19 protein-coding genes are annotated in these 25,093 nt (G+C 65.5%); 7 read left to right on the top strand and 12 right to left on the bottom strand.

Going from position 1 to position 25,093, the window contains the following annotated elements; all coding sequences use genetic code 11:
• Positions 1 to 46 precede the first annotated feature (46 nt).
• Positions 47 to 1,417: an MBOAT family O-acyltransferase gene (locus C7450_RS27620; protein WP_110377711.1), complete on the bottom strand. Its 1,371-nt coding sequence runs from the start codon at positions 1,415 to 1,417 to the stop codon at positions 47 to 49.
• Between the two features lie 419 nt (positions 1,418 to 1,836).
• Here C7450_RS27620 and C7450_RS27615 point away from each other — a divergent pair, with 419 nt between their 5' ends.
• Positions 1,837 to 2,709, top strand: coding sequence for an SMP-30/gluconolactonase/LRE family protein (locus tag C7450_RS27615; protein ID WP_110377710.1), 873 nt, complete (start codon positions 1,837 to 1,839; stop codon positions 2,707 to 2,709).
• A 34-nt stretch (positions 2,710 to 2,743) separates the two neighbouring features.
• Here the strand turns inward: C7450_RS27615 and C7450_RS27610 are convergent, their stop codons facing one another.
• The 3 genes from C7450_RS27610 to C7450_RS27600 are packed head-to-tail and all read right to left on the bottom strand — an operon-like array spanning position 2,744 to position 5,842.
• A complete protein-coding gene (locus tag C7450_RS27610) occupies positions 2,744 to 3,802 on the bottom strand; it encodes a YcjF family protein (protein ID WP_110377709.1) in 1,059 nt (352 codons plus the stop codon).
• Between the two features lie 18 nt (positions 3,803 to 3,820).
• Complete coding sequence (locus tag C7450_RS27605; protein ID WP_110377708.1) at positions 3,821 to 5,266, bottom strand: YcjX family GTP-binding protein; 1,446 nt, start codon at positions 5,264 to 5,266, stop codon at positions 3,821 to 3,823.
• Between the two features lie 27 nt (positions 5,267 to 5,293).
• Positions 5,294 to 5,842, bottom strand: coding sequence for a SixA phosphatase family protein (locus C7450_RS27600; protein WP_110377707.1), 549 nt, complete (start codon positions 5,840 to 5,842; stop codon positions 5,294 to 5,296).
• A gap of 173 nt (positions 5,843 to 6,015) precedes the next feature.
• Here C7450_RS27600 and C7450_RS27595 point away from each other — a divergent pair, with 173 nt between their 5' ends.
• Together C7450_RS27595 and C7450_RS27590 are read left to right on the top strand one after the other, a co-directional pair.
• Positions 6,016 to 7,335: a cystathionine gamma-synthase family protein gene (locus C7450_RS27595; RefSeq protein ID WP_110377706.1), complete on the top strand. Its 1,320-nt coding sequence runs from the start codon at positions 6,016 to 6,018 to the stop codon at positions 7,333 to 7,335.
• Between the two features lie 182 nt (positions 7,336 to 7,517).
• A complete protein-coding gene (locus C7450_RS27590) occupies positions 7,518 to 7,898 on the top strand; it encodes a hypothetical protein (protein WP_110377705.1) in 381 nt (126 codons plus the stop codon).
• Positions 7,899 to 7,974: 76 nt separating this feature from the next.
• Here the strand turns inward: C7450_RS27590 and C7450_RS27585 are convergent, their stop codons facing one another.
• Entirely contained in the window at positions 7,975 to 8,904 is a 930-nt protein-coding gene (locus C7450_RS27585; RefSeq protein WP_110377704.1) for a protein-methionine-sulfoxide reductase heme-binding subunit MsrQ, read from the bottom strand.
• 401 nt (positions 8,905 to 9,305) lie between these two features.
• Between C7450_RS27585 and C7450_RS27580 the strand changes: the two genes are divergently transcribed.
• Positions 9,306 to 9,860, top strand: coding sequence for a Spy/CpxP family protein refolding chaperone (locus tag C7450_RS27580; protein ID WP_110377703.1), 555 nt, complete (start codon positions 9,306 to 9,308; stop codon positions 9,858 to 9,860).
• 80 nt (positions 9,861 to 9,940) lie between these two features.
• Here C7450_RS27580 and C7450_RS27575 read toward each other — a convergent pair whose 3' ends face one another.
• The 3 genes from C7450_RS27575 to C7450_RS27565 all read right to left on the bottom strand — a co-directional run bounded on the left by C7450_RS27575 (position 9,941) and on the right by C7450_RS27565 (position 11,400).
• Positions 9,941 to 10,366 carry a universal stress protein gene (locus C7450_RS27575; RefSeq protein ID WP_110377702.1) on the bottom strand — a complete coding sequence of 142 codons (426 nt, stop codon included), beginning with the start codon at positions 10,364 to 10,366 and terminating at the stop codon, positions 9,941 to 9,943.
• Between the two features lie 181 nt (positions 10,367 to 10,547).
• Positions 10,548 to 10,868 carry a 2Fe-2S iron-sulfur cluster-binding protein gene (locus C7450_RS27570; RefSeq protein ID WP_110377701.1) on the bottom strand — a complete coding sequence of 107 codons (321 nt, stop codon included), beginning with the start codon at positions 10,866 to 10,868 and terminating at the stop codon, positions 10,548 to 10,550.
• A 154-nt stretch (positions 10,869 to 11,022) separates the two neighbouring features.
• Positions 11,023 to 11,400, bottom strand: coding sequence for an Hpt domain-containing protein (locus C7450_RS27565; protein ID WP_170147477.1), 378 nt, complete (start codon positions 11,398 to 11,400; stop codon positions 11,023 to 11,025).
• Positions 11,401 to 11,723: 323 nt separating this feature from the next.
• Between C7450_RS27565 and C7450_RS27560 the strand changes: the two genes are divergently transcribed.
• Positions 11,724 to 18,452: an apolipoprotein A-IV repeat region-like domain-containing protein gene (locus C7450_RS27560; RefSeq protein ID WP_170147476.1), complete on the top strand. Its 6,729-nt coding sequence runs from the start codon at positions 11,724 to 11,726 to the stop codon at positions 18,450 to 18,452.
• Positions 18,453 to 19,148: 696 nt separating this feature from the next.
• On the opposite strand, the gene C7450_RS27555 is transcribed toward C7450_RS27560, so the two are convergent.
• Genes C7450_RS27555 through C7450_RS27540 form a run of 4 tightly spaced genes read right to left on the bottom strand, consistent with a single transcriptional unit; the run spans position 19,149 to position 22,925 of the window.
• Positions 19,149 to 19,769: an ABC-type transport auxiliary lipoprotein family protein gene (locus tag C7450_RS27555; protein WP_245450149.1), complete on the bottom strand. Its 621-nt coding sequence runs from the start codon at positions 19,767 to 19,769 to the stop codon at positions 19,149 to 19,151.
• 41 nt (positions 19,770 to 19,810) lie between these two features.
• Positions 19,811 to 20,926 (bottom strand): MlaD family protein, encoded by a 1,116-nt coding sequence (locus C7450_RS27550; RefSeq protein WP_110377698.1) that lies wholly within the window; start codon positions 20,924 to 20,926, stop codon positions 19,811 to 19,813.
• A 6-nt stretch (positions 20,927 to 20,932) separates the two neighbouring features.
• A complete protein-coding gene (locus C7450_RS27545) occupies positions 20,933 to 21,784 on the bottom strand; it encodes an ABC transporter ATP-binding protein (protein ID WP_210206559.1) in 852 nt (283 codons plus the stop codon).
• Positions 21,785 to 21,791: 7 nt separating this feature from the next.
• Positions 21,792 to 22,925 carry an ABC transporter permease gene (locus C7450_RS27540; protein ID WP_110377697.1) on the bottom strand — a complete coding sequence of 378 codons (1,134 nt, stop codon included), beginning with the start codon at positions 22,923 to 22,925 and terminating at the stop codon, positions 21,792 to 21,794.
• Positions 22,926 to 23,129: 204 nt separating this feature from the next.
• Between C7450_RS27540 and dgcA the strand changes: the two genes are divergently transcribed.
• Both dgcA and C7450_RS27530 read left to right on the top strand, forming a co-directional pair.
• Positions 23,130 to 24,110: an N-acetyl-D-Glu racemase DgcA gene (gene dgcA, locus C7450_RS27535; RefSeq protein ID WP_110377696.1), complete on the top strand. Its 981-nt coding sequence runs from the start codon at positions 23,130 to 23,132 to the stop codon at positions 24,108 to 24,110.
• A gap of 107 nt (positions 24,111 to 24,217) precedes the next feature.
• Complete coding sequence (locus C7450_RS27530) at positions 24,218 to 25,087, top strand: hypothetical protein (protein WP_110377695.1); 870 nt, start codon at positions 24,218 to 24,220, stop codon at positions 25,085 to 25,087.
• Positions 25,088 to 25,093 lie beyond the last annotated feature (6 nt).

The following is a 25,093-nucleotide window of genomic DNA, read 5'->3' as shown; positions in this document are numbered from 1 at the left end:
CCATGGCCCGCTCCAGCCCGTGGCGCCGGCCTGGCTCGGGCCTCGCTCAGAACTGGAAGTAGATGAATTCATAGGACTCACTGTCCCCGATCTTCAACAGCAGCACGATGAATATGACAGCTAACGCCACGGCGAGCAGCGGATGCGGCTGCGGCTTGTGCACGAGCACCCAGGCGGTCGGGCCGATCATGGCGAAAGCCGCGGCCCAGGCAATCGTCCGCCACTTGAAGCCGGTGCCAAGCTGGGACAGTCCGAAGAGTCCCTCGTAGATGTTGAGCGCCCCCTGGAAGCTTTCGGCACGGAACAGAACCCAGGCGAGCACGACGAACAGGAAGGTGAGAAACCACCCGATCACCGGGTGCATGGGCCACCCGGCCCGCCGCCAGAGGAGGCCTGCGCCGAGGCCGACGCCGTGGGCCACGCCCCAGGCCACAAAAGTCAAGCCTGCCCCATGCCAGAGGCCACCCAGCGTCATGGTCGCGAACAGGGCAAGGAGTTGCACCGCCAGGCCGTGGCGGTTGCCGCCGAGGGCGATATAGAGATAGTCGCGCAGGAAGCGTGACAGCGTCATGTGCCAGCGCCGCCAGAAATCCTGCAGCGACAGCGCGCGATAGGGCCTGTCGAAGTTCTGCGGCAGCACGATGCCGAACATCAGCGCGATGCCGAGCGCCATGTCCGTATAGCCCGAGAAATCGAAATAGATCTGGAAGGCGAAGGACAGCGTCCCCTGCCACGCCTGGACAACCGTCACCGCACCAAGCTCGGCCGCGGCGAACACGGGATTGACGTTCGCGGCCAGTTGGTCGCCGATCAGCACCTTCTTCGCCAGACCGACGATCAGCAGCATGATCCCGCGTGCGAAGCGCTCGGCCGCATCGCTGCGCTGGTAGGGGCGTTCGTCGAACTGGTGCATGATCTCGCTCCAGCGCACCAGTGGGCCGGCAAGAACCTGCGGGAAAAAGGCGATGTAGAGGCCGTAGCGCAGGAGATCGAAAGGCTTTGTCCTGCCCGCTTTCAGATCCGTCAGATACATCACGTGGTGGAAGGTGAAGAACGAGATTCCGAGCGGCAGCGCCAGCGACAGCTTCGGGAGGGAGACCCCGGGCAGCATATTGGCAAGCCCGGCGAAGAAATCCGCGTATTTAAAGATCGCCAGGACGAAGAGATTGGCGATGATGGCGATGACGATCAAGCTCTCACGGCGCGTCGATGCAAACAGCATCGCAACCGACCAGTTGATCACGATCGACAGGATGATCAGCGGGATGAAGCGCCAATCCCAATAGCCGTAGAATACAATCGAGAGGACAAGCAACAGCGGCAGGCGCCCTGCGGGCTGGAAACGCTCGACCAGGGCATGCAGCGCGAGTGCGGCTGGCAGGAAGACAATCAGGAACGCATAAGAATTAAAAAGCATGGACCGGCTGCATCCCCCCGCTTCCTGGCACGAGACGCGGCAGGAAACATTGGCTCGCGGCTGTCATGATGTTGAAATCCGGTCGCAACCCGCGCTGCACCCGAACCGCGACGCCAACTCGCCTGTGATTCTGACCCACGATCAAGGTCGAATGGATTGACTGTGTATGTCATGGAGCTTGGCGATACCGTCAACTGATTTTAGGCCGCTAACAAATCCGCCACGGGCCAATCGGTCGATTATCCCGCGCTGTGTTGCCACGGCGACAGGGGCAAGGCCGCAGGCGGATGTGGGAAGCCATGCAGCACGGCTTGACCCTCAGGCTCATCCCGTCTCTCTTTTGGGCAGACGGGATGGGATATGTGGGTTCCGAAGGCGCATGTTGTGGCGACGGGCTCGCGGGGAAGGAAACCAAGGATATGACCGAGATCACCTGCATTGCCCGGATGGCGCACAAGGTGGGCGAATCCGCCGTTTGGGATGCCGAGCGCGGCCATCTCCTGTGGTGCGACATCATGGAGCCGGCGATCTACGCCCTCGACATCAAGAGCGGCGAACGCCAACGCTGGGGTTTCGACGATCCCGTCGGCAGCTTCGGGCTGACGGTGAGCGGCAAGCTCGTGGTGGCTCTCGGCTATGATGTCCATATCTTCGATCGCGACACGGGAGAGCTGTCGCACCTGGCCAGGGTGGAGACCAATCCGGGCACCGCGCGCCTCAATGACGGCAAGATCGGCCCGGACGGCGCCTTCTGGGTGGGCAGCATGACCCCGCCGGACAGCCCCTCCGTCGCCGCGCTCTACCGTGTGACCGCCGATGGGAAGGTCGAACGCAAGATTGAAGGCCTCGCGACATCGAACGGCCTCGCCTGGTCGCCGGATGGGCGCATCATGTATCACTCGGATTCACGCGCCGCCTGGGTCGACCGCTGGGACTTCGATGCCGCGACCGGCACCATTTCCAATCGCCAGCGCTTCCGCACGCTGAGCGATGGGGAAGGACGGCCGGACGGCGCCGCCACCGACAGCGCCGGCAACTACTGGAGTTGCGGCGTCTCGGCGGGATGCCTGAACTGCTTCGCGCCGAACGGCGGCCTCCTCGCCCGCATACCAGTGCCGGTGCCGCGGCCGACCATGCCCTGCTTCGGCGGCTCGGACCTGAAGACGCTCTATTTCACCAGCCTGAGCTCCAATCTGAGCGACGAGGTCAAGGCGCGCTACCCGCTGTCCGGCAGCGTCTTCAGCATGCCGGTCGAGATTGCCGGCGCGCCGGTGCCGCGCTTCGCCGACTGAGCCGTCCCGCGGCGGCCTTGTCACGGTTGGCTTGTCAGGATTGGCTCGCCGGCGCGTCCGCACCACGGTCGAACAACCCCGCCGCGACATCCTGCAGGCGCGGTTCCTCGACCCCGATGAAGGGCATCGGCCGGCAGACCGCGATGGCGGCGATGCCGACGCGCGCCGTCAACAGGCCGTTCAGGGCGCCCTCCCCGAGCTTGGCGGAAATGCGCGCCGCCAGGCCAAGGCCGAGCACCTGCTGGACGATGTCATCGCCAACCGCGACGCCGCCCGTGACGGCGAGATGCGACAGCACGTTGCCGGACAGCCGGAGGAAGCCGAACAGCCCCGGCCGGCCGCCATAGACGGCGGCGACCCGCCGGACCAGCCGCACGCAAGCGAACAGCACGAAGCCGATATCGACGATGGCGCGCGGGCTCACCGCCGTGACGAGCGACACCTGCTTGGCACCGTTGGCGACGATCCGCCTCGCCTGCCGGTCCAGGGGTTCAAGGAGCTCGCGCTCAGCGACGGTCAACCGGTCGCTCGCATCGACGATGTCATCCGCCATCCCTAAGAGCACGTCACGGCCACGCGCGGTCTCCGGCCGATGGGCGTAGAGCCCGCACAAGGCCGTCACGATCGCCCCGGCCTCGCGGTCGTCTCTGGCAAGAAGGGCCTTTGCCGTTCGCGCCCTGAGCGTCTCGATGCGCCGCTCGCGGAAGATGCCGAGCGCCTCGCGCATAACGATGGCGAGGAAGGTGATGCCAGCCACCGCGGCGAGCCCGATGGCCACCCAACCGAGCGCCGGATAGGCGCTCATGAGATCCTGGATCAGGCGCTCGAGCGCAAGACCGAGACCGAGGACGGCAAGCCCGCCCAGGGCGGAGGCCAGCCAGGCGCCCCAGGCGATCTTGCGCCGGCGCCGCGGAGCCATGATCGTGTCCGCCTCGTCGAAGGGCGCGTCCTCCTCCGCCACGACGATTCGCGCACCACGCTTCAGGTCTTCGCTGGCGGCGTCGGCGCCCGGTCCGTAGGCGGCGACCGCCGGGTCGTCGAGACGGAACGCCCGCGGCGCGCGCGGACGGCTCTCGGAACGGTTATCGACCATGGGCCTCGTACCTTTCCATCACGCCAGCCTGTCCCCCAGCAGAAACTCCAGCGCACGATCAAGCCGGATATGGGGCAGCGGCGCGAGACGCCCGCCATGGTCGCGCGCCCGGCGCGGCGGCCGGAAGCGTGGGAAACGCAGCGCACCGGACGGCACGGCGCCCGAAAACACCGTCTCGGGATTGTCGGGCAATTCGCCGGGGAAGATCGCCGCCTCGGTTTCGCCGTCGAAGATCTGGCCGTCGATCTCCTCGCCGGCCGCCGGTGTGCCGACGATCGCCGCCAGATTCTCGCCATCCTCGCGGACGGTCGCCTCACGGGTCGCGCGAATCGCAGCGAGCGCCACCGTGCCGACGGTCCCTCCCGCGCCCTGCGTGCGGCGCATGGAGCGATCGACGAGCAATTTGAGGATGGCCTCCAGCCGCTGGTGGTCGGCCCGGTGCAGATGGTCGGCCTTGGTGGCGGCGAACAGCACCTTGTCGATGCGCGGCGAGAAGACGCTCGACAGGAAGCTGTTACGGCCCGCGCGGAAGGCGAGCAGCACCTGATCGAGCGCGGTCTCGAGCTCTGCCAGCGCCGCGGGCCCCGCATCGAGCGAGGCGAGCACGTCGACAAGAACGATCTGGCGATCGAGGCGCGCGAAATGCTCGCGGAAGAACGGCCGCACCACCCGCGCCTTGTAGGCCTCGTAGCGGCGTTCCATCTGGCTCGCGAGGCTGCGCGGCGGCGCGACGAAGCCCGGTGGCAGATCGAGCGGCGCGAAGGTCAGGGCCGGCGAACCGGCGAGATCGCCGGGCATCAGGAAGCGGCCCGGTGGCGTCGTCGCGACGGCCTCGGGGCCTGCCCTCAGCGCCTTCAGATAATCCGTGAAGGTCGCCGCGAGCTGACCGATGTCGGCCTCGCCGACCGCGCCCGCCGGATCGCGCTTGAGCGCCTGCTGCCACGGCCCGGCGATACCAGCACGCTCGGGCCTGCGGCTGCTGGCGACGGTCTCCCGCGACCATTCGGCGAAGCTCTTGTCGAGGAGCGCCAGATCGAGCAGCCATTCGCCGGGATAATCGACAATGTCGAGGGCGAGCGTCGAAGGGCCGCTGCGCCATCCGGCGGCGCGCTCATAGTCGATGCTGACGCGCAGCTCGGCGATCCGCCGCGTCGATTCCGGCCACTGGCGCTCCGGCTCGGCGAGCGACGCCATATGCTCCTCGAAGGGAAAGCGCGGCACCGTATCGTCGGGCTGGTCGTCGAGCCGGGCCTTGCGGATGCGTCCCTCGGCAGAGGCGCGGAAGACCGGCATGGCGACCGAGGCCAGGAGGTGATGGACGAGGGCCGTGGTGAAGACCGTCTTGCCCGAGCGCGATAGGCCCGTCACCCCAAGCCGCAGCCGCGGCGAGACGGTCGAGGCGGCGTAGTGGCCGAGGTTGCGGATGGCATCGACGGTGCCGTCGAGGAAGGATAATGCGTTCACGGCATAGAGATAGGTAATAACGGACGATCAGTCATCCTCACCGCCAAGACTTTTCGGCGTCACGAAGCGGTCGAGCCGGCCCTTGAACGGCGCAAGCTCCGACCAGCGGCCGGTAAAACCGATGACCGATAGCGCAGCCGTCGGAAATTTGCGCTGCAACTCGGCAAGTTGGTGACTGTCGCCGGCTCCCGACAACAGCAGCGTCAGCTCAGCCATGCCCGGATTGTGGCCGACGACGAGGAGCGTCTTGACGTCATCCCGGACCCCGCGCAGCACGGTGAGCAGGATCTCAACCCGCGCCTCATAGATGCGCGGCTCCGTCTCCGTCGCTATGTCGTCCCGCCGTGAGCGATTGGCCCGGGCCTTTGCAAGCACCGGCGCCACCAGGGCCCAGGTATCCTGCGTCCGTCTGGCCGAGGACACGAGCGCAAGATCGGGAATGAGCCCTTCCGCCACCATATAGTGGGCCATCAGCGGCGCGGTCTTGCGGCCGCGCGCTGCGAGAGGTCTGTCGTGATCAGCCACGCCGTCGGGCCAGTCGGACTTGGCATGGCGCATGAGGATAAGCCGGTGCATGGCGCCACGTTACGGCGGATTGCCGCGCACGGAAAGATGCGAGCAGCACGTCGGCGCGACGTGAAAGATCCCAAACGACCCGCTCCGGGCAGGAACTGCCATGCGGCCCCCCTCGTTACCTCTTACATTGGCGCGCATATCGGCAAGCGGTGCCGAGATCGGAGGATCTCTTCATGAGTGCGTCGGATTACCACAAGGACCATCTCGGCAATCAGAAGCTGCATCCCGAGACGCTGATGCTCGGCTACGGCTATGATCCCGCGCTCTCGGAGGGCGCCGTGAAGCCGCCGGTCTTCCTCACCTCAACCTTTGTCTTCAAGTCCGCTGAGGACGGCCGCGATTTCTTCGATTACACGGCCGGGCGCCGGGTGCCGCCTGAGGGCGACACGGGCGGGCTCGTCTATTCCCGCTTCAACCATCCGAACAGCGAGATCGTCGAGGACCGGCTGGCGATTTTCGAAGGGGCGGAAAGCTGCGCCATCTTCTCGAGCGGTATGGCGGCCATCGCCACCACCCTGCTCGCGGTGATGCGTCCCGGCGATGTGATCCTGCATTCGCAGCCGCTCTACGGCGGCACCGAAACCCTGATCGCCCGCACCCTGAGCCCCTTCGGCATCGGCGCGGTCGGTTTCAGCGACGGCGTCTCGCCGGAGGCGATCGCCTCGGCGACGGCCGATGCCCTGGCGGCCCGCGGGCTGGCGCGGGATGGGGCCACCGGCAAGGTCAGCGTGATCCTGGTGGAAACCCCGTCGAACCCGCTCAACACCCTCGTGGACTTCCAACTCATCGCGCGCGCCGCCGACAGGATCGCCGAGACGCAGGGGTCACGCCCCCTCGTCGTCTGCGACAACACGCTGCTGGGGCCCCTCTTCCAGAAACCGCTCGCCCATGGCGTCGATCTCGTCGTCTATTCGCTGACGAAATATGTCGGCGGCCATTCGGACCTCGTCGCCGGCGCGGTCATCGGCGGACGCGAGACGGTCAAGCCCGTCAAGCTCCTGCGCGGGGCGATCGGCAACCAGCTCGATCCCCATTCCGCGTGGATGATCGGCCGTTCCCTGGAAACGCTGACGCTGCGCATGACCGCAGCCTGCCGCAATGCGGAAGCCGTCACCCGCTTTCTGGCGGGTCATCCCAAGGTCCGCCATGTCTACTATCCGGCCTTCCTCCCGGAAGGCAGCCCGGAGCGCGATGTCTATCGCAGGCAGTGCATGGCGGCAGGGACGACCTTCGCCTTCGATATCGCCGGCGGCGAACGCGAAGCCTTCCGCTTCCTGAACGCCCTCAGGATCGTCAAGCTCGCCGTCAGCCTCGGCGGCACCGAATCGCTCGTCTGCCATCCGGCAACGACGGTCCATTCCGGCGTCCCGCGGGAGGTGCGGGAACGTATCGGCATTTCCGATCAGACCATTCGCATGTCGATCGGCATCGAACATGCCGATGATCTCGTCGCCGATATTGCCCAGGCACTCGCCACGTTAGAACAAGCATAGAAACGCTGCAGGTCTCGCGAATAACGACGAGACTGGGGCTATTCCTTGCTGCATTCGGAGCCAAATTACGCCATAAGTTGCACGCGGCTGGCAGGATGCTTGCCGATCGGGGACGAGCGTTCAGCAGGCGCCAGCCATCGCAGCTTGGCCGCGAAGCAATGCGTAACGAGGGAGACGTAAACGTGAAGAAAGCTTCAATAGCGGTGCTGACAGGCATCGCCCTGATGTTGGGCGCCTGCGTGGGAGCCGTCCAGGACAAGGAAAACATGATGACCGCGGCCGGCTTCAACGTGCGGCTGGCGGACACGCCCGACAAGATTGCGGCACTCAAGAAATTGCCGCCGCATAAGTTCTTCGCGCAGAGCAAGAACAACCAGGTCGTCTATTTCTACGCCGACCCGACGATCTGCCGCTGCCTGTATTACGGCAACCAGCAGGCCTACCAGACCTATCGCCAGATGGCCTTCCAGCAGAACCTCGCCGATCAGCAGCAGATGACAGCCGAGATCAACCAGCAGACGGCCTTCGATTTCGGCCCCTGGGGCGATCCCTTCTGGTACTGAGGACAGCGCCGCGTCCGGCCCAGGTCCCCATCGACGAGAAAAGCAGGCTTCGCGCCTGCTTTTTTGACCCTGGCGATCAGGACGAGGCCGCGCCCTCTTCGGCCCTGATTGTGAACCGCGCAGCTCGTCCGGGATTGCCACCCTGCGGCAGGCGCACGGCCGCGATCAGCGCGATGCCGAACCCCACAGTCATCACCCACCATGCGGGGCGGATGGCTGTCTCAACATCAAGATTGGCCGCGAGGATGAACTGCCAGGGCGCCCCGGTCGTCGCCGCGTACCAGGCAGTCTCCACCAATGCGGTGAGCGCACCCGTCAGAAGCGCCGCACCGGCCAATGGCGCTGCCCTCAGGGGAATGGCAAGGCGATGCATCAGGCGATAGGCGAAGGCCAATCCAAAAAGGCCCGTCATGAACACCGCCTCGGTGACGTCGATCTTCGATTGCAGGTAGAAGTGGATGAGCGCCAGCGGCGTGATGACGTAGATGGCGCGGTGCAGCGTCTGCCACCGGCGCCCGAGACGCCGGATCATGGCGTCGGTTGAGGTGGCTGCCAGCACCGCGAGGCCAAGGAGCGCCACGAAGCCGATGGTGAGATAGATCCGCAGGGCGATCTCGCTCGCCACCCGGCCGAGATCGAAACCCTGATCAAGACAATACAGCGCGAAGTGGATCGCCACATAGACAAAGGCGGCCACGCCGAGCATGCGCCTGATCAGAATGAGCTTCGGCCAGTTGCCGATGCGCCGCAGCGGCGTCACCGCAAGCGACGCAAGGATGAGGCGCACCGCCCATAGCCCGTTCTGGTGGATGGCCTCCGTCACGGGCTTGGGCGCGTACCATCCCATCGCCCAGGCGAGGGCAATCCAGACGCCCGGCGCAAGAACGGCCAGGAAGGTGACGCCCTTGAGCGGCGAGAATCGTCCGGCGCGGTCGCGCCAGGGAAGCCTCGCCGCGCGCGGCGTCGAACGAGCGCTGGATATGCGGCTGGACGTTCGGCTGGACATGGGAATGGCTCTTGTCCTCGTCGGCTCTCGACCGCGGCAAGCGCCGCGACAGATCTTTTGCAACGCCCGCGGGAGCGAACCACTCTCGCGGATGGCATGAAATTGGCAACATTCGACCTCGGAACGCAAGCTCTCAAATACGTCACAAAACACACATCACCGTGACAAATATTTCCGTAATAAATCATGAAAAACAATACATATTGAAACAAACTGAAACAATTCATGAGCGAGATATACTCTTATAATTTTCCATATATAGAATTTATATTTTTAATAAATACGGAAATGAACAATTCTTTAAAATATGTGGCGGCTTCATGGCGCCAAATTACCGAAATTTAATTTGAAAAACATGCGGTTACATCCCAATCTGCAATCCTCTCGAAGGAGGCAAAGATATGAAGAAGACGATGATCGCCGCTCTGGCCACACTGGTCGTCGCCGGTTCGGGCGCATTCACGGCAAGCTACGCGCAGCCCGCCAACGCGCCGGGCGCCGCGCAGCAGGACGCCCGTCATGAGCGCGACCATAGCCGCGGCCCGATGCGGCTGTCGGCGGAAGACCGGAGCGCCTTGCTCGATGCCCGTCTCGCGGGTTTCAAGGCCGGGCTGAAGCTCACACCCGAGCAGGAAAAGGCATGGCCAGCGCTTGAGACCGCCATGCGTGACATCGCCAAGGAGCGCGGCGAGCGGATGGCCAAATGGCGCGAAGCGCGCGAAGAGCGCGGCAAGAAGGACCGCCCGGACTTGATCGAGCGCCTTCGCAACGGCGCCACGATGATGGAAGAGCGTGCCAAGACGATGAAGACGATCGCCGATGCGGCGGCTCCGCTCTACGAGAGCCTGGACACCGCGCAGAAGCGGCGCTTCAACGTGATGGCACGCGAGATGATGAACCGGCACGGCGGACCCCGTCTCGGTGGCCCGGAGCGCGGGATGCACGATCGCGGCTGACCCCGGCAATCGATGGATCGAAGTGCTGCGGCACTTCGATCCGGACCTGCCCCGGACGGCGGCAATGGCGATACCCGCGCCTATTCCCTGACGACGAGCACCGAGCAGCCTGCGTGGCGGACGATGGTCGCGGCATTCGATCCGATGAGATAGGTCGACATCCCCGGCTTGTGCGAACCGACGATGATGAGGTCGGCCTTCATTTCCTCGGCCTCCTGCAACACCTCGTTGTAGATCGAGCCGAGGCGCACCACGTGGCTGACCGAGATTTCCGGCGCCACGATCGACTTCGCGAGGGCCGCGAGATCAGCCTCGGCGCTCTCCTGCTGCTCGGTGTCGAAGTCCGGCGGCACGAATTCCATGAAGGTCACCGGCAGGATCGAGCGCACATAGATGAGGCGCACCGCGCCCGCCGTCGCACTGGCGAAAGCCACCGCCTTGTCGATGGAATGGCGTGAGAAGCCCGTGTCGGAGATGTCGATCGGCACCAGGATATTCTTGTACATGCATTGCCTCCGTCATTGTGACCGGGCCGCGGCTCCAGGGCTTGGAGCTGCCGGCCCGCAAACCTCCCCCGGATCCGCGCCCGGGGTGAAGCGTTCTTAGCAACAATCCGCTATCAGGCGCTTCGGCACGACCCGATAGATGCCCCGCGCCGGCGAGAAAAACTGATGCCGCGATCCCATCCTATCCCTGGCGCGCCGGGGTGTGCACGACAAGGCCATCGAGATCAGGCGTGAGCCGGATCTGGCATGACAGCCTCGACCGCGGCTGAACATCCGACGCGAAGTCGAGCATGTCCTCTTCCATCCCCCCGGGGGGACCGACCCGGTCCCACCACGCCTCCTCGACATAGACATGGCAGGTGGCGCAGGCACAGGCGCCGCCGCATTCGGCATCAATTCCGGGCACTCCGTTGCGGATAGCCGCCTCCATCACCGTGGAGCCGGCTTCGGCCTCGACGGTCCTTGCCGTTCCGGCGGCGTCCACGAAAGTCACGGCTGTCATTGTCGGTCCTTCGGCACTTGGAATCCATTCGGTTTGAGATCGGGGAGCGCGGGCCGGAATGCACGGCCAGGCGTTCGGATGAAGCGTTCCCTGATCTGATGCTTGCACAGCAGCGATACGGTACCGTCCCGTGGGCGTGCGACCGGCTGCGAGATCATAGCGGACGGGCGGCGAGGATAGCCCGCATCGCAGTGTCAGCGGCGTTGAGGGCCGCGTCGAACCGCTGGAAAAGCATCTCGAGTTCCGGCGTCGCGGGATCGGCAAGGGCACCCTCGATGTCCTCGACGATGGCAGCCACCTTCCATGCGCCGATCGCGCGCGAGGACCCCTTCAGGGTGTGGGCCGCATCGCTGCGTGCGCGCAGTTCGCCCCTGCCCGTGATGACCGCATATTGCTGTCGGACCTGATCGCGATAGAGGCCAATGATCTCGCGCGCCAGCTCGCGATCGCCTCCCGTCTGCTGGTCGAGGTAGGCCTCGTCAATATCCACAGCATCTTTCGCCGGGGGTACCTCATCGAATCGCTCGCTCATAACCCGCTCGTTGTTCACGCAGATGTTGCACGCAGACTGGGCCACCATGCAGCGCTATCGCCGCTCCATCAACATTCTTCGCTGCCCCCTGTCCCACCGACAGCAGCGTAGATCGTGGGCGCCGAAAAGGGTAAAAAAGCCGTTAACGAAACTCTCAATTGCCTCTCGCCTCGGGTTTCAATTGCCGCGGCGGGGGGCTAAGCTCTCATGGTAAACAGCGGTATTTGCTGAATGTTTGTCGATAGCGGCGACTGCAATCAGCAAGATCGGGGATGAGGCCCCCTGATCACCGCATGGAATTGGGGGCGATGCGAGGCGGCGACATGGCCAAAGACAATAAACTCGTTGATCCGACGCAGGAAGCATTGTCGGCGCTGGAACAGGCTTTGAGCCTGAACGTCGCGGACATGCAGGCGTCGGGCTCCCAGGCGAAAACCGCCGACGCCAAGGATGTCAAGGACACCAAGGATACCAAGGACATCCGGGAGGCGCGGCTGCCAGACACGCGGGACGACGAGACACTCGCTGGCAGGCGCCAGGACGCAGCGCCCGCGGAGCCCGTACGCCCTGAGCCCCACCATATCGACCCACCCCGCTCGGCCACCGTCATCGCGCCTGATCCCTCCCGCGTCGCCAACGACGATCGCCAGTCTGTCGGTGCGCTGCTCCAGACGCTGCAGCAGAAGCCCTCGCGCGAGCCGCTCTGGTTTGCCGCCCTGGCATCCTTGTGCTGGCTGGTCGCCATGGGGGCCTTCCTCAATGCACGCTACGGCTTGACCGCCACCGGCGTAGAGGACGTGATCGCCACCCTTGCTCCGACCGACTGGGGCTTGATGGGCGTGTTGCTCATCGGGCCGGTGCTGCTGTTCTTCGTTCTGGCGATTCTGAGCCTGCGCACCCAGGAAATGCGCCATGTCGCGCGCGCCATGACAGGCGTCGCCGTGCGCCTCGCCCAGCCGGAGACGCTGGCATCGGAGGCGGTTGTCAACCTGTCGCAGGCCGTTCGCCGTGAAGTCGCGGCCATCGGCGATGGCGTGGAGCGCGCGCTCGCCCGCGCCGGTGAACTGGAGACGCTGGTCCGCAGCGAGATCTCCACGCTCGAACGCGCCTACCAGGGCAATGAAATCCGTATCCGCACCCTGATCGACGAATTGGTCGCCCAGCGGGAAGCGATCGTCGCCAATGCGGACCGCGTGCGCGGCTCGATCACCGGCGCCCATGAAAATCTCACCCAGGAACTTGAGGTCGCCGGCCGCAACCTCGTGCAGGCCGTGACCTCGGCGGGCACGAAAGCCGCCGAGTCCCTAGGCTTCAAGGGCGAGCAGATCGCCCAGACGCTGGACCAGATCAGCGATCGGATGCTCAACGAGATGCAGAACCGCGGGACCGGTCTCGTCGATCGCCTCAGCACCACCGCAGAGAGCGTCAACGTCCGTCTCGCCACGGCCAGCAACGAGGTCACGGCGCTTCTCGACAGGAAGGGCCTGGAGATCTCGCAGTCTATCGAGCAGACCGGCCATAAGCTCAACGCCGGCCTTCAGGAGAGCTCCGTCGAGGTCACGCGCAAGATCGCCGCGACCGGCTCCGAGATCGCCGAGACCATCGCCCGCAAGGCACTCGAGGTGAACGACACGCTGAAGACCACCGGTGAGGCCCTTGGCGTGGCCCTGGGCGAGCGGGGCGCGGAAGTCAGCCGTCGCATCGAGGAAGTCGGAGCGGGCGTCGCGACGACGATTTCCAACCAGGGCGGCGAACTCAACGAAACCATCTCGGTCGCCGGCCAGAAGGTCGCCAGCACCATCGTGCTGCGTGGCAGCGAAGTCACGGAGCGCATCGAGGCGGTCGGCCGCGGCGTCACCGAAACCATCATCGAACGCGGCGGCAGCCTCGCCGATCGCCTGGCGTCGACCGGCGACCGCATCCACGAGACGATCACCACGAACGGCCGCACGCTCGAGGAGACGCTGTCAGCCACAGGTGAGCGGGTTGCCACGCTGATCGGCGAGCAGGCCAGCGGCGCACAGGGCGCTTTTGAGGCCAGTGCCAAGCGTTTCGCGGATGATTTCACCACCCGCACCGAGGAATTCAGGGCGGTCATCACCACCAAGACGAGCGAAGCGCAGGAACTCCTCAGCGGCACGGGCAACGAGATCGTGCTGGCGGTGGCGGCACAGGGCACGCGCGTCAACGACACCCTTGCCCGCAATGCGGAAAACCTGGCGCGCACCATCAGCGAGCGCGGCAGTGCCCTCGACGAGACCCTGCTGCAGCGCCTTGCTGCCTTCGAGGCGAGCATCGAGTCGGGCGGCGGCAAGCTCGCCTCTTCGCTGGAGGGCCGCCTGGCGGCTTTCGAGGCAAGCATCGCGACGGGCGGTGGGCATCTGACGGCCGCCCTGGACGGCCGGCTGGCGGCTTTCCAGTCCGGTATCCAGGACGGCTCCGGCCAGTTGGCATCCACCATCGCGGAACAGTTGGCGGCCCTGTCCAGTGCCCTGCAGAGCGGGGGCGACCAGCTCGCCGAGACGCTCGAGGGACGCATCACCACGCTGAAATCCAGCATAGCCGAGGGGGGCCAACTGCTCTCCACGACGCTGGATGGCCGGATCACCACCTTCGTCAAGAGCGTGCAGGCCGGCACGCAGCACCTGTCGGCAGCGCTCGAGAGCCGCCTGAACGCCCTCAATACGAGCATCGACACGGGCGGCCGGCAGATCGCTGCCTCGCTCGACGAGCGCCTGTCCGCCTTCGGGCTCAGGCTGGACGAGGGCAGCAAGCAGCTTGCCGGTGCCTTGGATGAGCGCCTCGCGGCCCTCAACGGCGGCATCAATGAAGGGGGCGCTAGGCTTGCCTCGACCCTCGATGGGCGGCTTGCGGCGCTCAATGCCAGCGTCAACGAGGGCAGCAGCCAGCTCGCCGCGACGCTGGACGAGCGCCTCGCCGCGCTCAACGCCGGCATCAGCAGCGGCAGCGGGCAGCTGGCCGCGACCCTCGACGAACATCTGTCGATCTTCGGGAGCCGCATCAGCGGGACCAGCGATGAGCTGGCCGCAACGCTCGACGAACGTCTCGCGTCGTTCAGCACGGCGATCAATGCAGGAAGCGAGCAACTCGCGACGACCCTCGACGCGCGGCTTGGAACCTTCAACAGTCACATCGAGGACGGCGCTATCCGCCTCGCGGATACGCTCGACACGCGCCTTGCCGTATTCGGCGACACGATCGGCGATGGCAGCACGCGCCTCGTCGCGACGCTCGACGACAGGCTGGCGGAATTCGGAAACCGGATCGACGGCGGCAGCAGCCAGCTTGCCGCGACGCTGGACGAGCGCCTCGCCGTTTTCGGCAGCAAGGTCGATCAGGGCAGCGAAAAACTCGCCACCACGCTCGACAGCCGGCTGGCCGCGTTCGGCAACCGTGTCGACGAAGGCAGCGACAAGCTCGCGACCACGCTCGACGAGCGGCTTTCCACCTTCGGTAGCCGTATCGAGGACGGCGCGAGCCGCCTGGCGGAGACACTGGACGCACGTCTTGCGGCCTTCGACACGACCATCCACGGCGGTGGCGACAGGCTCACCGCGGCGCTGGACGGCCGGCTGGACGCCTTCGGCAGCCTCATCGACACCGGCAGCGGCGAACTCGCGAGCACACTCGACACGCGCTTGGCAAGCTTCAGCGCCACGCTCGACACGCGTCTCGCAGGCTTCGGCTCCACGCTCAGCGACGGCAGTGAGAAGCTCGCCAGCACGCTCGATGAGCGCCTGGCGCTGCTCAACAGCCACATCACGGAAAGCAGCGGCCAGCTCACCAGCACGATTGACGAGCGAATCTCGACCTTCATAGAAGGGATCGAGGCAGGTAGCGCGCATCTCGCAACGACCCTTGACGGCCGCCTCTCGTCCTTCGACGCGAGCATCAAGGACGGCAGCGGCCAGCTCGCCACGGCGATCGACGACCGCATCAGCACCTTTGCCCGGACCCTGGCCGATGGTGGGGAATACCTTGCCACCACCGTCGAGGGCCGGCTTGCAGCCTTCGACAGCAGCGTCAAGACGAGCGGCGGCCAGCTTCTGCAATTGCTGCAGGAGCGCCTGTCGACCTTCGAGACGACCGTCGACGGTGGCACGAGCCGCCTGACCTCGGCGCTCGACGATCGCCTGACGATCCTTGAGACGAGCCTCGAAAGCGGCAACGACCGCCTCAACTCGACCCTCGAGGGCCGGCTGGCCGCCTTCAGGGACAGCGTGGTGTCCGGGGGACGGCAACTCGACACGGTTATCGGCGAGCGCATCGCCGGCTTCGAGGACGTGGTCGAGACGCGCGCGCGCTCGCTCGATTTCGCGCTCGCCTCGCGCCTCGCAAGCTTCGAGACCCTCGTCAATACCGGTGGGCAGGAGCTCATCGCCACCCTGGGCATGCGCATCGGCAGCCTGCAGGAATTGATGGAAAGCCAGGGCCAGAAGCTCGACACGACCCTGACCAACCACATCGGAACCCTGCAGGAGACCGTCGTCATTCACGGCAGCACGCTCGTGGATCGCATCGCGAGCGACACCGGCCGCTTCACCGCAGTGGTCGAGGCACAGCTCGAGGCCGTGCGCGAGCTGTTCTCCACCCACGGCGAGGAGCTTGGGAAAGCGCTCGTCGAACGCAGCCGCGCAGCCGCCGAGGTCATGGAACAACAGATCTCCGCGATCGAGCAGCGCTCGGCTGCCAAGAGCGGCGAGATCGCCAAGAACCTCGACACCCTCATCACCGGGATCGACGAGGGACTGGGCGCCCGCGCCAATGCCTTGAGCGAGGCGCTGGTCCGCCACACGAGCGGCATCGCCCGCGTGCTCGCCGAGGGCGGACGCGAGGTGACCCATGCGCTCGAAGCCAAGGCCGACGAGATCGGCAGCATGGTCTCCGGCAAGAGCGAGGCCCTCACCGAGATCCTTTCGCGCAAGGCGGAAGAGATCAACCAGACACTCGGCGGCCGTGCCCTGGAGATCGCCTCCACGCTCGACCAGCGCGTTGCGCGCTTCGAGGAGCGCGTCGTCGACCGCCTGGACTCCGTATCGACGACCCTGGACGAGCGAGGCCGGCGCCTCAGCGAAGAGCTCACGCTGCGATCCGAGGCCATCGATTCGAGCCTCGGCAACCGCATGGCGGAACTGGCATCGCTGTTCGGAGAGAAGGGAACGAACCTCGTCGTCACCCTTGGCGACCAGGGCGAGGCCATCGCACGCGAACTCGCCTCCGTTGGCGAAGCGGTGGTCCGCACGCTTGAAGCCCGTGGCCTTTCGGTCGCCGATGCCGTGCGCGAGCGCAGCGAGCATATGACCGAGCTCTTCGCCGCATCGAGCGAGGGTCTGCGTCAAGCGATCGATGCCGGCACCGGCCAGTCGATCGATGCCCTGGTGGCCACCAACGAGCGCCTGCGCAATGAGCTGTCCGGCGTCCTCAGCCGTCTGTCGGAGGCCAACCAGCTCCTGCAGCAGCTCACGGCCGGCGCAAGCACCAACCTCACGAGCGTCGAGGAAGGCCTCGGCCAACGCGTCAACGAGCTTGAGAACGTGCTGAACACCCTGACGCACGAGGCGCGGCGCGCGACCAGCGAGGTGGGCGCGCAGGTGGAGGCGCTGCGCGAGGTGTCGAGCGGATCCGTCCAGGAGGCCAACAGCCTCGCCAAGAAACTGGCGACCCAGGGGCAGTCGGTCGCCCAGATGACGACCGACCATGTGCAGGCCCTCGCCAATGCGGCTGCAACGCTGGATGGCGTGGAGACGCGCCTCGGCGCCGCGCTCGACAAGCGCCGTGCAACGCTGGAGAGCCTGCTCGGCGCCGTGGCGGAACGCACCGGCGATATCGAACAGATCACGGGCTCCTTCAACGTGCTCCTGGCCGAATCCCTGGAAGATGCCCAGAAGAAGGCACGCCAGATCGGCGCGCTTCTGTCCAGCAACGCCGCATCCGCGACCCAGTCGATCGCCGAACAGTTCAACCAGATCCGCGCGACGACAGACCAGGAGCGCGAGCAGACCGCTGCAGCGCTGCGCAGCGCCTACGAGCAGGTCGTGAAGGAGATGAGCGAAGGCCTCGGCAAGGCGACCGAACGCTTCCACGGCATTGCCGAGGACATGCGCTCGGTCTCCGGCGAAATCCGCCATGAGCTGGAGTCGACGCGCAAGGAGCTGCAGCGCGGCATGGTCGAGCTTCCCCGCGAGACGCAGGAAAGCGCCACAGCGATGCGCCGCGTGGTCGCCGATCAGATCAAGGCCCTCAACGAGTTGACCGATATCGTGTCCCGCCAGGGCCGGTCGCTCGACGTGGCCGAACCGCGGACGAGCCAGCGCAGCGATCCGACACCGCGCGGCGACGCCGGCTCGCGGCTTGAGGCGCCCCCGCGCCGCATGCCCCCGCCCGCCGAGGGTCCCACCCACCGTGCGAGCGCATCGCAACCCCCGGCACCGCCGCGTTCGGCAACGACCGCCGTCGCTGATAACTTCACCGAGGAAGCGGCCCGCCTCGCGCCGGTCCGTCGCGAGGATCCTGCCGCGCCGGCCCCGACGCGCGACAGCAGCCAGACGGGCGCCCGCGGCTGGCTCTCCGACCTCCTGGTACGTGCCTCGCGGGATGATGCCGGCGCAAAAGGCGCGGACCTCGCCGCCAAATTGGTGGATTCCCCCGCCCCGGCAGCACCGGATCGCAGCGAGCGCTCGCCGCGCCATACCATCGAACTCCTCGATTCGATCTCGGTCGATATCGCCCGGATGATCGACCACGACGCGGCCCTTGAATTGTGGGAGCGGTACAAGCGCGGGGAACGCAATGTCTTCACCCGCCGGCTCTACACCCTCCAGGGCCAGCAGACCTTTGAGGAAATCCGTCGGAAGTACCGTCGCGACCCCGAATTCAGAGACACCGTGAACCGCTACATCGAGGAATTCGAGCGCCTGCTCGCCGAGGTGTCGCGCAAGGACCGGGACTCGGTCATGACCAAGACCTACCTGACCTCGGAAACAGGCAAGGTCTATACGATGCTCGCCCACGCAACCGGGCGGTTCGACTGACCAGCCTCCCGACGAAAAGCGGGCCCGATCAACAGGATCGGGCCCGTTTTTGATTCTAATCCTGTGCCGACGCAGCCCACCGGTTTGCAGAGCCCGTGAACGGGCACCGCCCCTCATGTATCGACCTCTGATGTCAAAACGGACAGGCAGCGGGGAAGCGCCCTGATCCTGGCCGCCGTCCGATCGTGGCCAGCCCCCGAAGCCGGCCGATCCGAGAAAGAATCCGCAATCAAGGAGATAGGCCCGCTTCCGGAATCGAAATAACAACCGAATGCATCACCGGCTGCAGAAATTGCATATGACCTGACCGACGGCTGGACGCGCTCCATCCCCGCTAGAGCAAATCCGGCTTAGATGATGTCAGACGATTCCATCTAAGCCGGTGAATTTGCTCGTCGATTTTTGAGTGGAGCAAGTCCGCAAAAGACGGACTTGCTCTAGCGCCGGGATGGCGAGATGCATGCTGTGGTTTTCTGGAATCCCGCCGTCATTCCGGGGTCTCGCGTCAGCGAGGAGCCCGGAGACCATGGGCACGCGGTCTGAGAAGAAGGCGCATCGGACTGTGCCTCCCGGTCGAGCGTGGTGTTGTTGAACGTGGTGGTCATGGGTTCCGGGCCCGGGCCTGTCGGCCCGCCCCGGAATGACGACGGAGGTTCCGTATCAAACCGGCGCGTGCGGACGGGATCAAGGTTCAGATCACGCCCAGCGCACGATATCCTTCAGAACGATGCCCAGCGCCGCGTCAAGGGCCGCCGCGCCGGCCGGCCCCGTGAGGGTCGCGACGGGAACCTTGGCCGTGAAGATGCGGGCCGACACCACCTGCCCGGTCGAGGCGTCAATGATACGGGCGGCGATCTGGACCACGGCCTCACCAGTCCCGGCGGTGATGTAGAACTGGCGCAGTTCGGTCGCCAGCTGGTAAGCCGCAATCGTGCCATCGCCCGGGCGGCCCACCCTGCGCAGCTGGCCAGCATTGGCGAAAGTCTGGATCAGACGCGTCTGCACCAGAGCCGGCAGCTTGTCGCTCCATTGGGCGCCGCTCAGGCTGGAGACGGACCCCGCGCTATCGTGGACGATGATCTGCTGGCTGTTGAGCGTCTCGAGAGCGACCGGCTCCGTCACGGCGAGCTGCCGCCCGCCACGGGCGCTCAAGCCACTGCTCGGTGCGGTCAGATCGAAGGTCGGAGGGGGCGGCGATGCGCAGGCAGCCAATCCCAGGGTGGCCGCAAGCGACAGGGACCGCGCGCTCCAGCCGAGCCTCTCCCATCTCGGGCGACCGGGATTGCCGTTATGCGGCTCGCTCGCGGGACCCATCATGACGCCTCCAGAGCGCGAGTGTTGTGAACCGAGCCGCCGCATCAGCGTGGGCCGCTATAGGCTGGCAAATTCGGCTTGGCGCCGAAAATGAACTGCTGCGGATTCCGTTGCACGCTCTGTAAGGTGCGGTTGAGGTCGTTCAGCGTCCGGCGCGCATCGCTCGTCAAGGCCTCGACATTGCCAAGACCGGGGCCGGTGAAGCGCTTGATGCCTGCCGTGATTTCGGCGGTCCGCGAGTCAAGATTGACCGCGAGCGTACGGATCGACCTCGCCGCTTCGGCGATTTCGTCAAAGGCACCCTTCCCATCCGGCGAAGACAGCAGGCCCTGCGCCGCCTTCAACACGCCCTCGACCTGGTCGGCGGCCCGGTCGAGCTTGGCCGTCAGCGAGCTTGCATTCTTCAGGATGGTCCCAACGTCGCCGGAATTGTCGCCGAGCGCCTTCGTGAAGCGATCGACATGGGCGATGATCTCGGAGACCTGCTTGGGATCGACGGCCCGCACGGCCGCGTCGAGGCTTGTGGACAGGCTCGACAGGTTCTTGGCGGTTTCCCCAGCGCTGGACAGGAGCTCGTTCACATTGCCGGCATTGTCACCCAGGGCCTGGGAGAACTTCTCGACATTGCGCACGGTGTTGGCGATCGGCGATTGCACATCGCCAACAACGGAATCGATCTTGTTGAGGATATCATCGGTCCGCCGGGCCAGACGCTGCGCCGTCTCCAGGAGATCCTGGAAATCGGACCGGTCGGCATAGATCGTCGGCATCGGTTGACCGGGTGCCGCGACCAGCGGCGCCGCCTTGGGATCCCCGCCCGTCATCTGGATGGAGGCGACGCCCGTCAACCCCTGATACTCGAGGCGTGCTTTGGTATCGGAGTTGATCGGCACGCCGGAATCGACATCGACGATGGCGACCACATGGCGCGGATCTTCCGGCAGCAGGCTGATGCTGCGCACTTCACCGACCCTCAGGCCGTTGAAGAGCACCGAGGCACCCCGCGAGAGACCGGACACGGATCCCGTAAAGATGACACGATAGGATTCGCGCGCGCCGCCGCTGCCCAGTGCCGCGAACCAATAGACGAACAGGAACGCACCTGTGACGACGGCAACCGTAAACAGCCCTATCAAAGCGTAGTTGGCGCGTGTTTCCATGGCTAGCTAACGTTCGTCCATCACTGCGCGCGCTCTCTTGCCATGGAAATATGCCTTCACCCAGGCATTGTCAGATGCCAGCATAGCCTCGATGGGCCCTTGGGCAATGATACGTCCTTCGCCCAGTGCTGCAATCCTGTCGCACACCGAATGAAGACTGTCGAGATCGTGCGTCACCATAAACACAGTGAGACCCAAGGTCTTCTGCAGGGTGGCAATGAGATCGTCGAACTCGCCGGCGCCGATCGGGTCGAGGCCCGAGGTCGGTTCGTCGAGAAAAACAATCTCCGGATCAAGGGCCAGCGCACGGGCAAGCGCCGCGCGTTTGATCATTCCGCCGGACAGGTCGGAGGGATATTTGTCGGCGGCATCCGCTTTCAGGCCGACCATCTCGATCTTCAGCATCGCCAGTTCGTCAAGCAGACGCTCCGACATGTTGAGATATTCCCGCATCGGCACCTGGATGTTCTGCTTCACGGTCAGCGACGAGAACAGGGCACCTTGCTGGAACAGCACCCCCCAGCGTCGTTCCACCGCCCGCCGCGTTTCCGGCCCGAGATCATCGAGATCTTCCCCAAAGACCTCGATGGTGCCTTGGGTTTTGCGCACGAGCCCGAGAATGGTCCGCGTCAGCACCGACTTGCCCATGCCCGAGGCTCCGACGAAACCCAGGATTTCTCCGCGATAGACGTCGAGATCGAGACCTTTCATGATGATCTTCTCGCCGAAACCGACCTCCAGGTTACGAACGCGTATCACGGCTTCGCGGTTCGGATCCCCCGCGCGGTCGCTCGCCTCTCTGGCATAGCTTGATTCGGGCGAGCCGCCCTCGGCCGATGCAACCGGTCGTTGGTCCATACACACCTCAGAAGCGGATCGCCGCAAAGAACATCGCGAACAGGCCGTCCACGACAATCACCATGAAGATCGATTTCACGACGGCTGCCGTCACCTGCCGGCCTAGCGATTCGGCCGATCCCTGTACGGCAAGCCCCTCGAGCGAAGCGATCAGGCCCACGACCAGCGCCATGAACGGCGCCTTGATCATACCAACGAGAAAGGTGTTGACATCGATAGCCGATTGCAAGCGCGCCAGATAGATCTCCGGGCTGATGCCTCCATAGACCCAGGCGACGAGCCCCCCGCCGAACAGAGCCGCGATCTCTGACAGGAAGGTGAGCATCGGCAGGCCGATGATCAGCGCCAGGATCCGCGGGATGATCAGGACCTCGATGGGGTCGAGCCCCATGACACGCAGTGCGTCCACCTCCTCCCGCATCTTCATGGAGCCGATTTCAGCGGTAAACGCACTGCCGGAGCGGCCTGCCACCATGATCGAGGTCAGAAGCACGCCAAGCTCGCGCAGGACCAGGATGCCGACGAGATCGACGACGAAGGTGACGGCGCCGAAGCGCTGGAGTTGGAAGATGCCCTGCTGGGCGATGATGCAGCCCACCAGAAACGAGATCAGCATGATGATGGGCACACCCCGAAAGGCGACCTGTTCGAGCTGATTGACGAGCGAGGTGAAGCGGAAGCGCCGCGGATTGGCAAAGACGCGCGCAAGTCCGGCTGTGGTTTCGCCGAGAAAGCTGACGCCGCGCGCCATATCCCGCCCGGCCTCGACCACCGCCTCGCCGATCTCCGCCAGAAAGTCGACCAGCCGGGATTTCCGGCGCTTCTCCAGTTCCTGGCCGCTGCGATAGGCAATCTCGTTGAGGAGAATGCTCTGCTCGGGACGGGCACCGACGAAATCCGCATGCAGACCGCGATCGCCAAGCTCATGGCGCGTCCTGTCGAGCACCCAGGCCCCCAGAGTGTCGAGGCGCTGGATACCGGAAATGTCGAGGATGACGCGTCCGGCACCTTGGGCCGCATCAATCACGGACTGCGCTTCTTTCTCGACAGCAGCCGCGTAAGGTGCTGTCCAAAGCCCGGAGAGCGTCGCCCTGATTTCGCTGCCAGCCTCCTCGGTCGCGGCGGTGGGTCCTGCGTTCATGCACCTGTCTTGCCAGCCGACGTCCACGCGCGGCGGACATCATGATCTCAGTCTAAAGCCTCAACATTCACCGATAGCGACGATACCCCGCTGTGTCGAGCCAACCCATGCCGCCACCCTGGAATAAGTGATAAAGCTGCATCCCTGCAACATCACGCTGCGAGCCGTGATCGTCGCCTTCCAGGGTCTGCCGAGAGGTCTCCAATGCCGCGCCATCTCACCCTCGCCGTCGAACACTTCGCGATCGCGGGGCGATTCGTCATCTCCAGGGGCGCCCGGACGGAAGCCGTCGTCGTGACGGCCACCATCACCGATGGCGACCACCGCGGACGCGGCGAATGCGTGCCCTATGCCCGCTATGGAGAGAGCGTCGAGGGTGTCGTGGCGACCATCGAGAGCCAGCGCGTGGCGATCGCGGGCGGGCTCGATCGGACAGGCCTGCAGGAGGTCTTGCCGGCCGGTGCTGCCCGCAACGCCCTCGACTGCGCCCTTTGGGATCTCGAGGCCAAGATCACCGGCGTGCCGGCCCATGTTCTAGCCGGCATTGCGCGCGTTCCCCGCACCACGACGGCCTATACCATCAGCCTCGGCACCCCCGAGGCCATGGGGTACGCCGCGCAGCGCAGCCGGCGCCCCATCCTCAAGATCAAGCTCGGCGGCGCCGGCGATCCCGCGCGCATCGCCGCCGTGCGCGCCGCCGCGCCCGATGCGGTGATCATCGCCGATGCCAATGAGGCCTGGACGCCCGACATGCTGGCTGACAACCTCGCGGCCTGCGACCGGGCGGCGGTGGCGCTCGTCGAGCAACCCCTGCCCGCCGGCGATGACCAGCATCTCGCAGCCCATCGCGGCCTCATTCCGTTCGGCGCCGACGAAAGCCTGCATACCCGTGACGACCTCGACCGGCTGGCCGGTCTCTATGACGTCGTCAACGTCAAACTGGACAAGACCGGCGGCCTCACCGAAGCCTTCGCGCTCATCGCTGACGCCGAGGCGCGCGGCCTTGGCATCATGGTCGGCTGCATGGTCGGCACCTCGCTCGCGATGGCGCCGGCCATGCTCCTCACGCCCAGGGCGCGTTTCGTCGATCTCGACGGTCCTCTGCTGCTGGCAGAGGACAGGCCCGACGGCCTCCTTTACGAAGGCAGCGTCGTCAGCCCACCGACACCGGCCCTCTGGGGGTGAGCAAAAATTCGATTCAGTCCCCAGCGTAAAGGATCCTTTACGCTGAGGCCCCTATCGTTGGGACGAATGAGCCTGCACGCCGACGCGCCTAACGACCCGAGCACCCCATGCTGACATCCGAAGCCAGTTCCACCGAGGCATCACCGAGCTACGATGCCATCGCCCGGGCCCTCAGCGAGACCGAGCGTGGACGCTGGTTTCTCGCGGAATATGTGCGACGCCAGCGGCATGCCGACCTGCAATCCCTCATCGACGCGTTGGGCCGCCTCCAGGGCACGGCCCCCCGCCCCGGGCAGACGGCGGAGGATGACCGTGATCGGCTGCGTTTCCGGCTTGTCCAGATGCAGCGCCTGATTGAACGGACGCGTATCGAGATCGCGCTTGCGCCGGGAAGCCAACCGACGCTGGATCGCGAAGTGAGCGGAGATCCGCTCACGGCCCTGGCGCGTGCCCAGGAGAAGACGACGGCTGCCATCATCGACGCCGCCGAACTCATCCAGGAAATGGCCTGGAATCAGGAGCCGCCGCGGACTATGGCCGGCGATGTCACCGGTAACGTCGTTCGGGATCGTCTTGCCGGCCTCTATGCGGTTGCGGCGAACAGCATGGCGATCAGCGAGCGTTTCCGCCTGCTGGCGCGCCTGGTGGACCAGATTGAACAGCGGTTGGCGAAAGCGGTCGAAGCCTGCGACGCGCCGGCGAGGCCCGAGCCGCCCCCCCGCCGGGAAGAGGCCGCAGCGCCGGAGCTTCCGCAGACGGTGCGGCTCGTCGTCAACAACGCCGGCCAGCCCGCAAGCGAGCCGCCCGTCACCCAGTCAGCCGCCAGTATCCGGGAGCAACTCCAAGCGCTGGTGGCCCGGCAAGCAGCCGCGGCGCCGCAGCCGCAAGAGCGTGGCAAACCCGTTCGCTCACCCGGCGAGATCCTGGCCGGGCTCACCGCCCTGACCGCCTCCGAGAAACTGCGCCGCTTCACCTGAAAAGCC

The sequence above is a fragment of the Chelatococcus asaccharovorans genome (assembly GCF_003201475.1).
GTDB classification, from domain to species: domain Bacteria; phylum Pseudomonadota; class Alphaproteobacteria; order Rhizobiales; family Beijerinckiaceae; genus Chelatococcus; species Chelatococcus asaccharovorans.
This window is presented reverse-complemented; position numbering and strand designations above follow the sequence as displayed.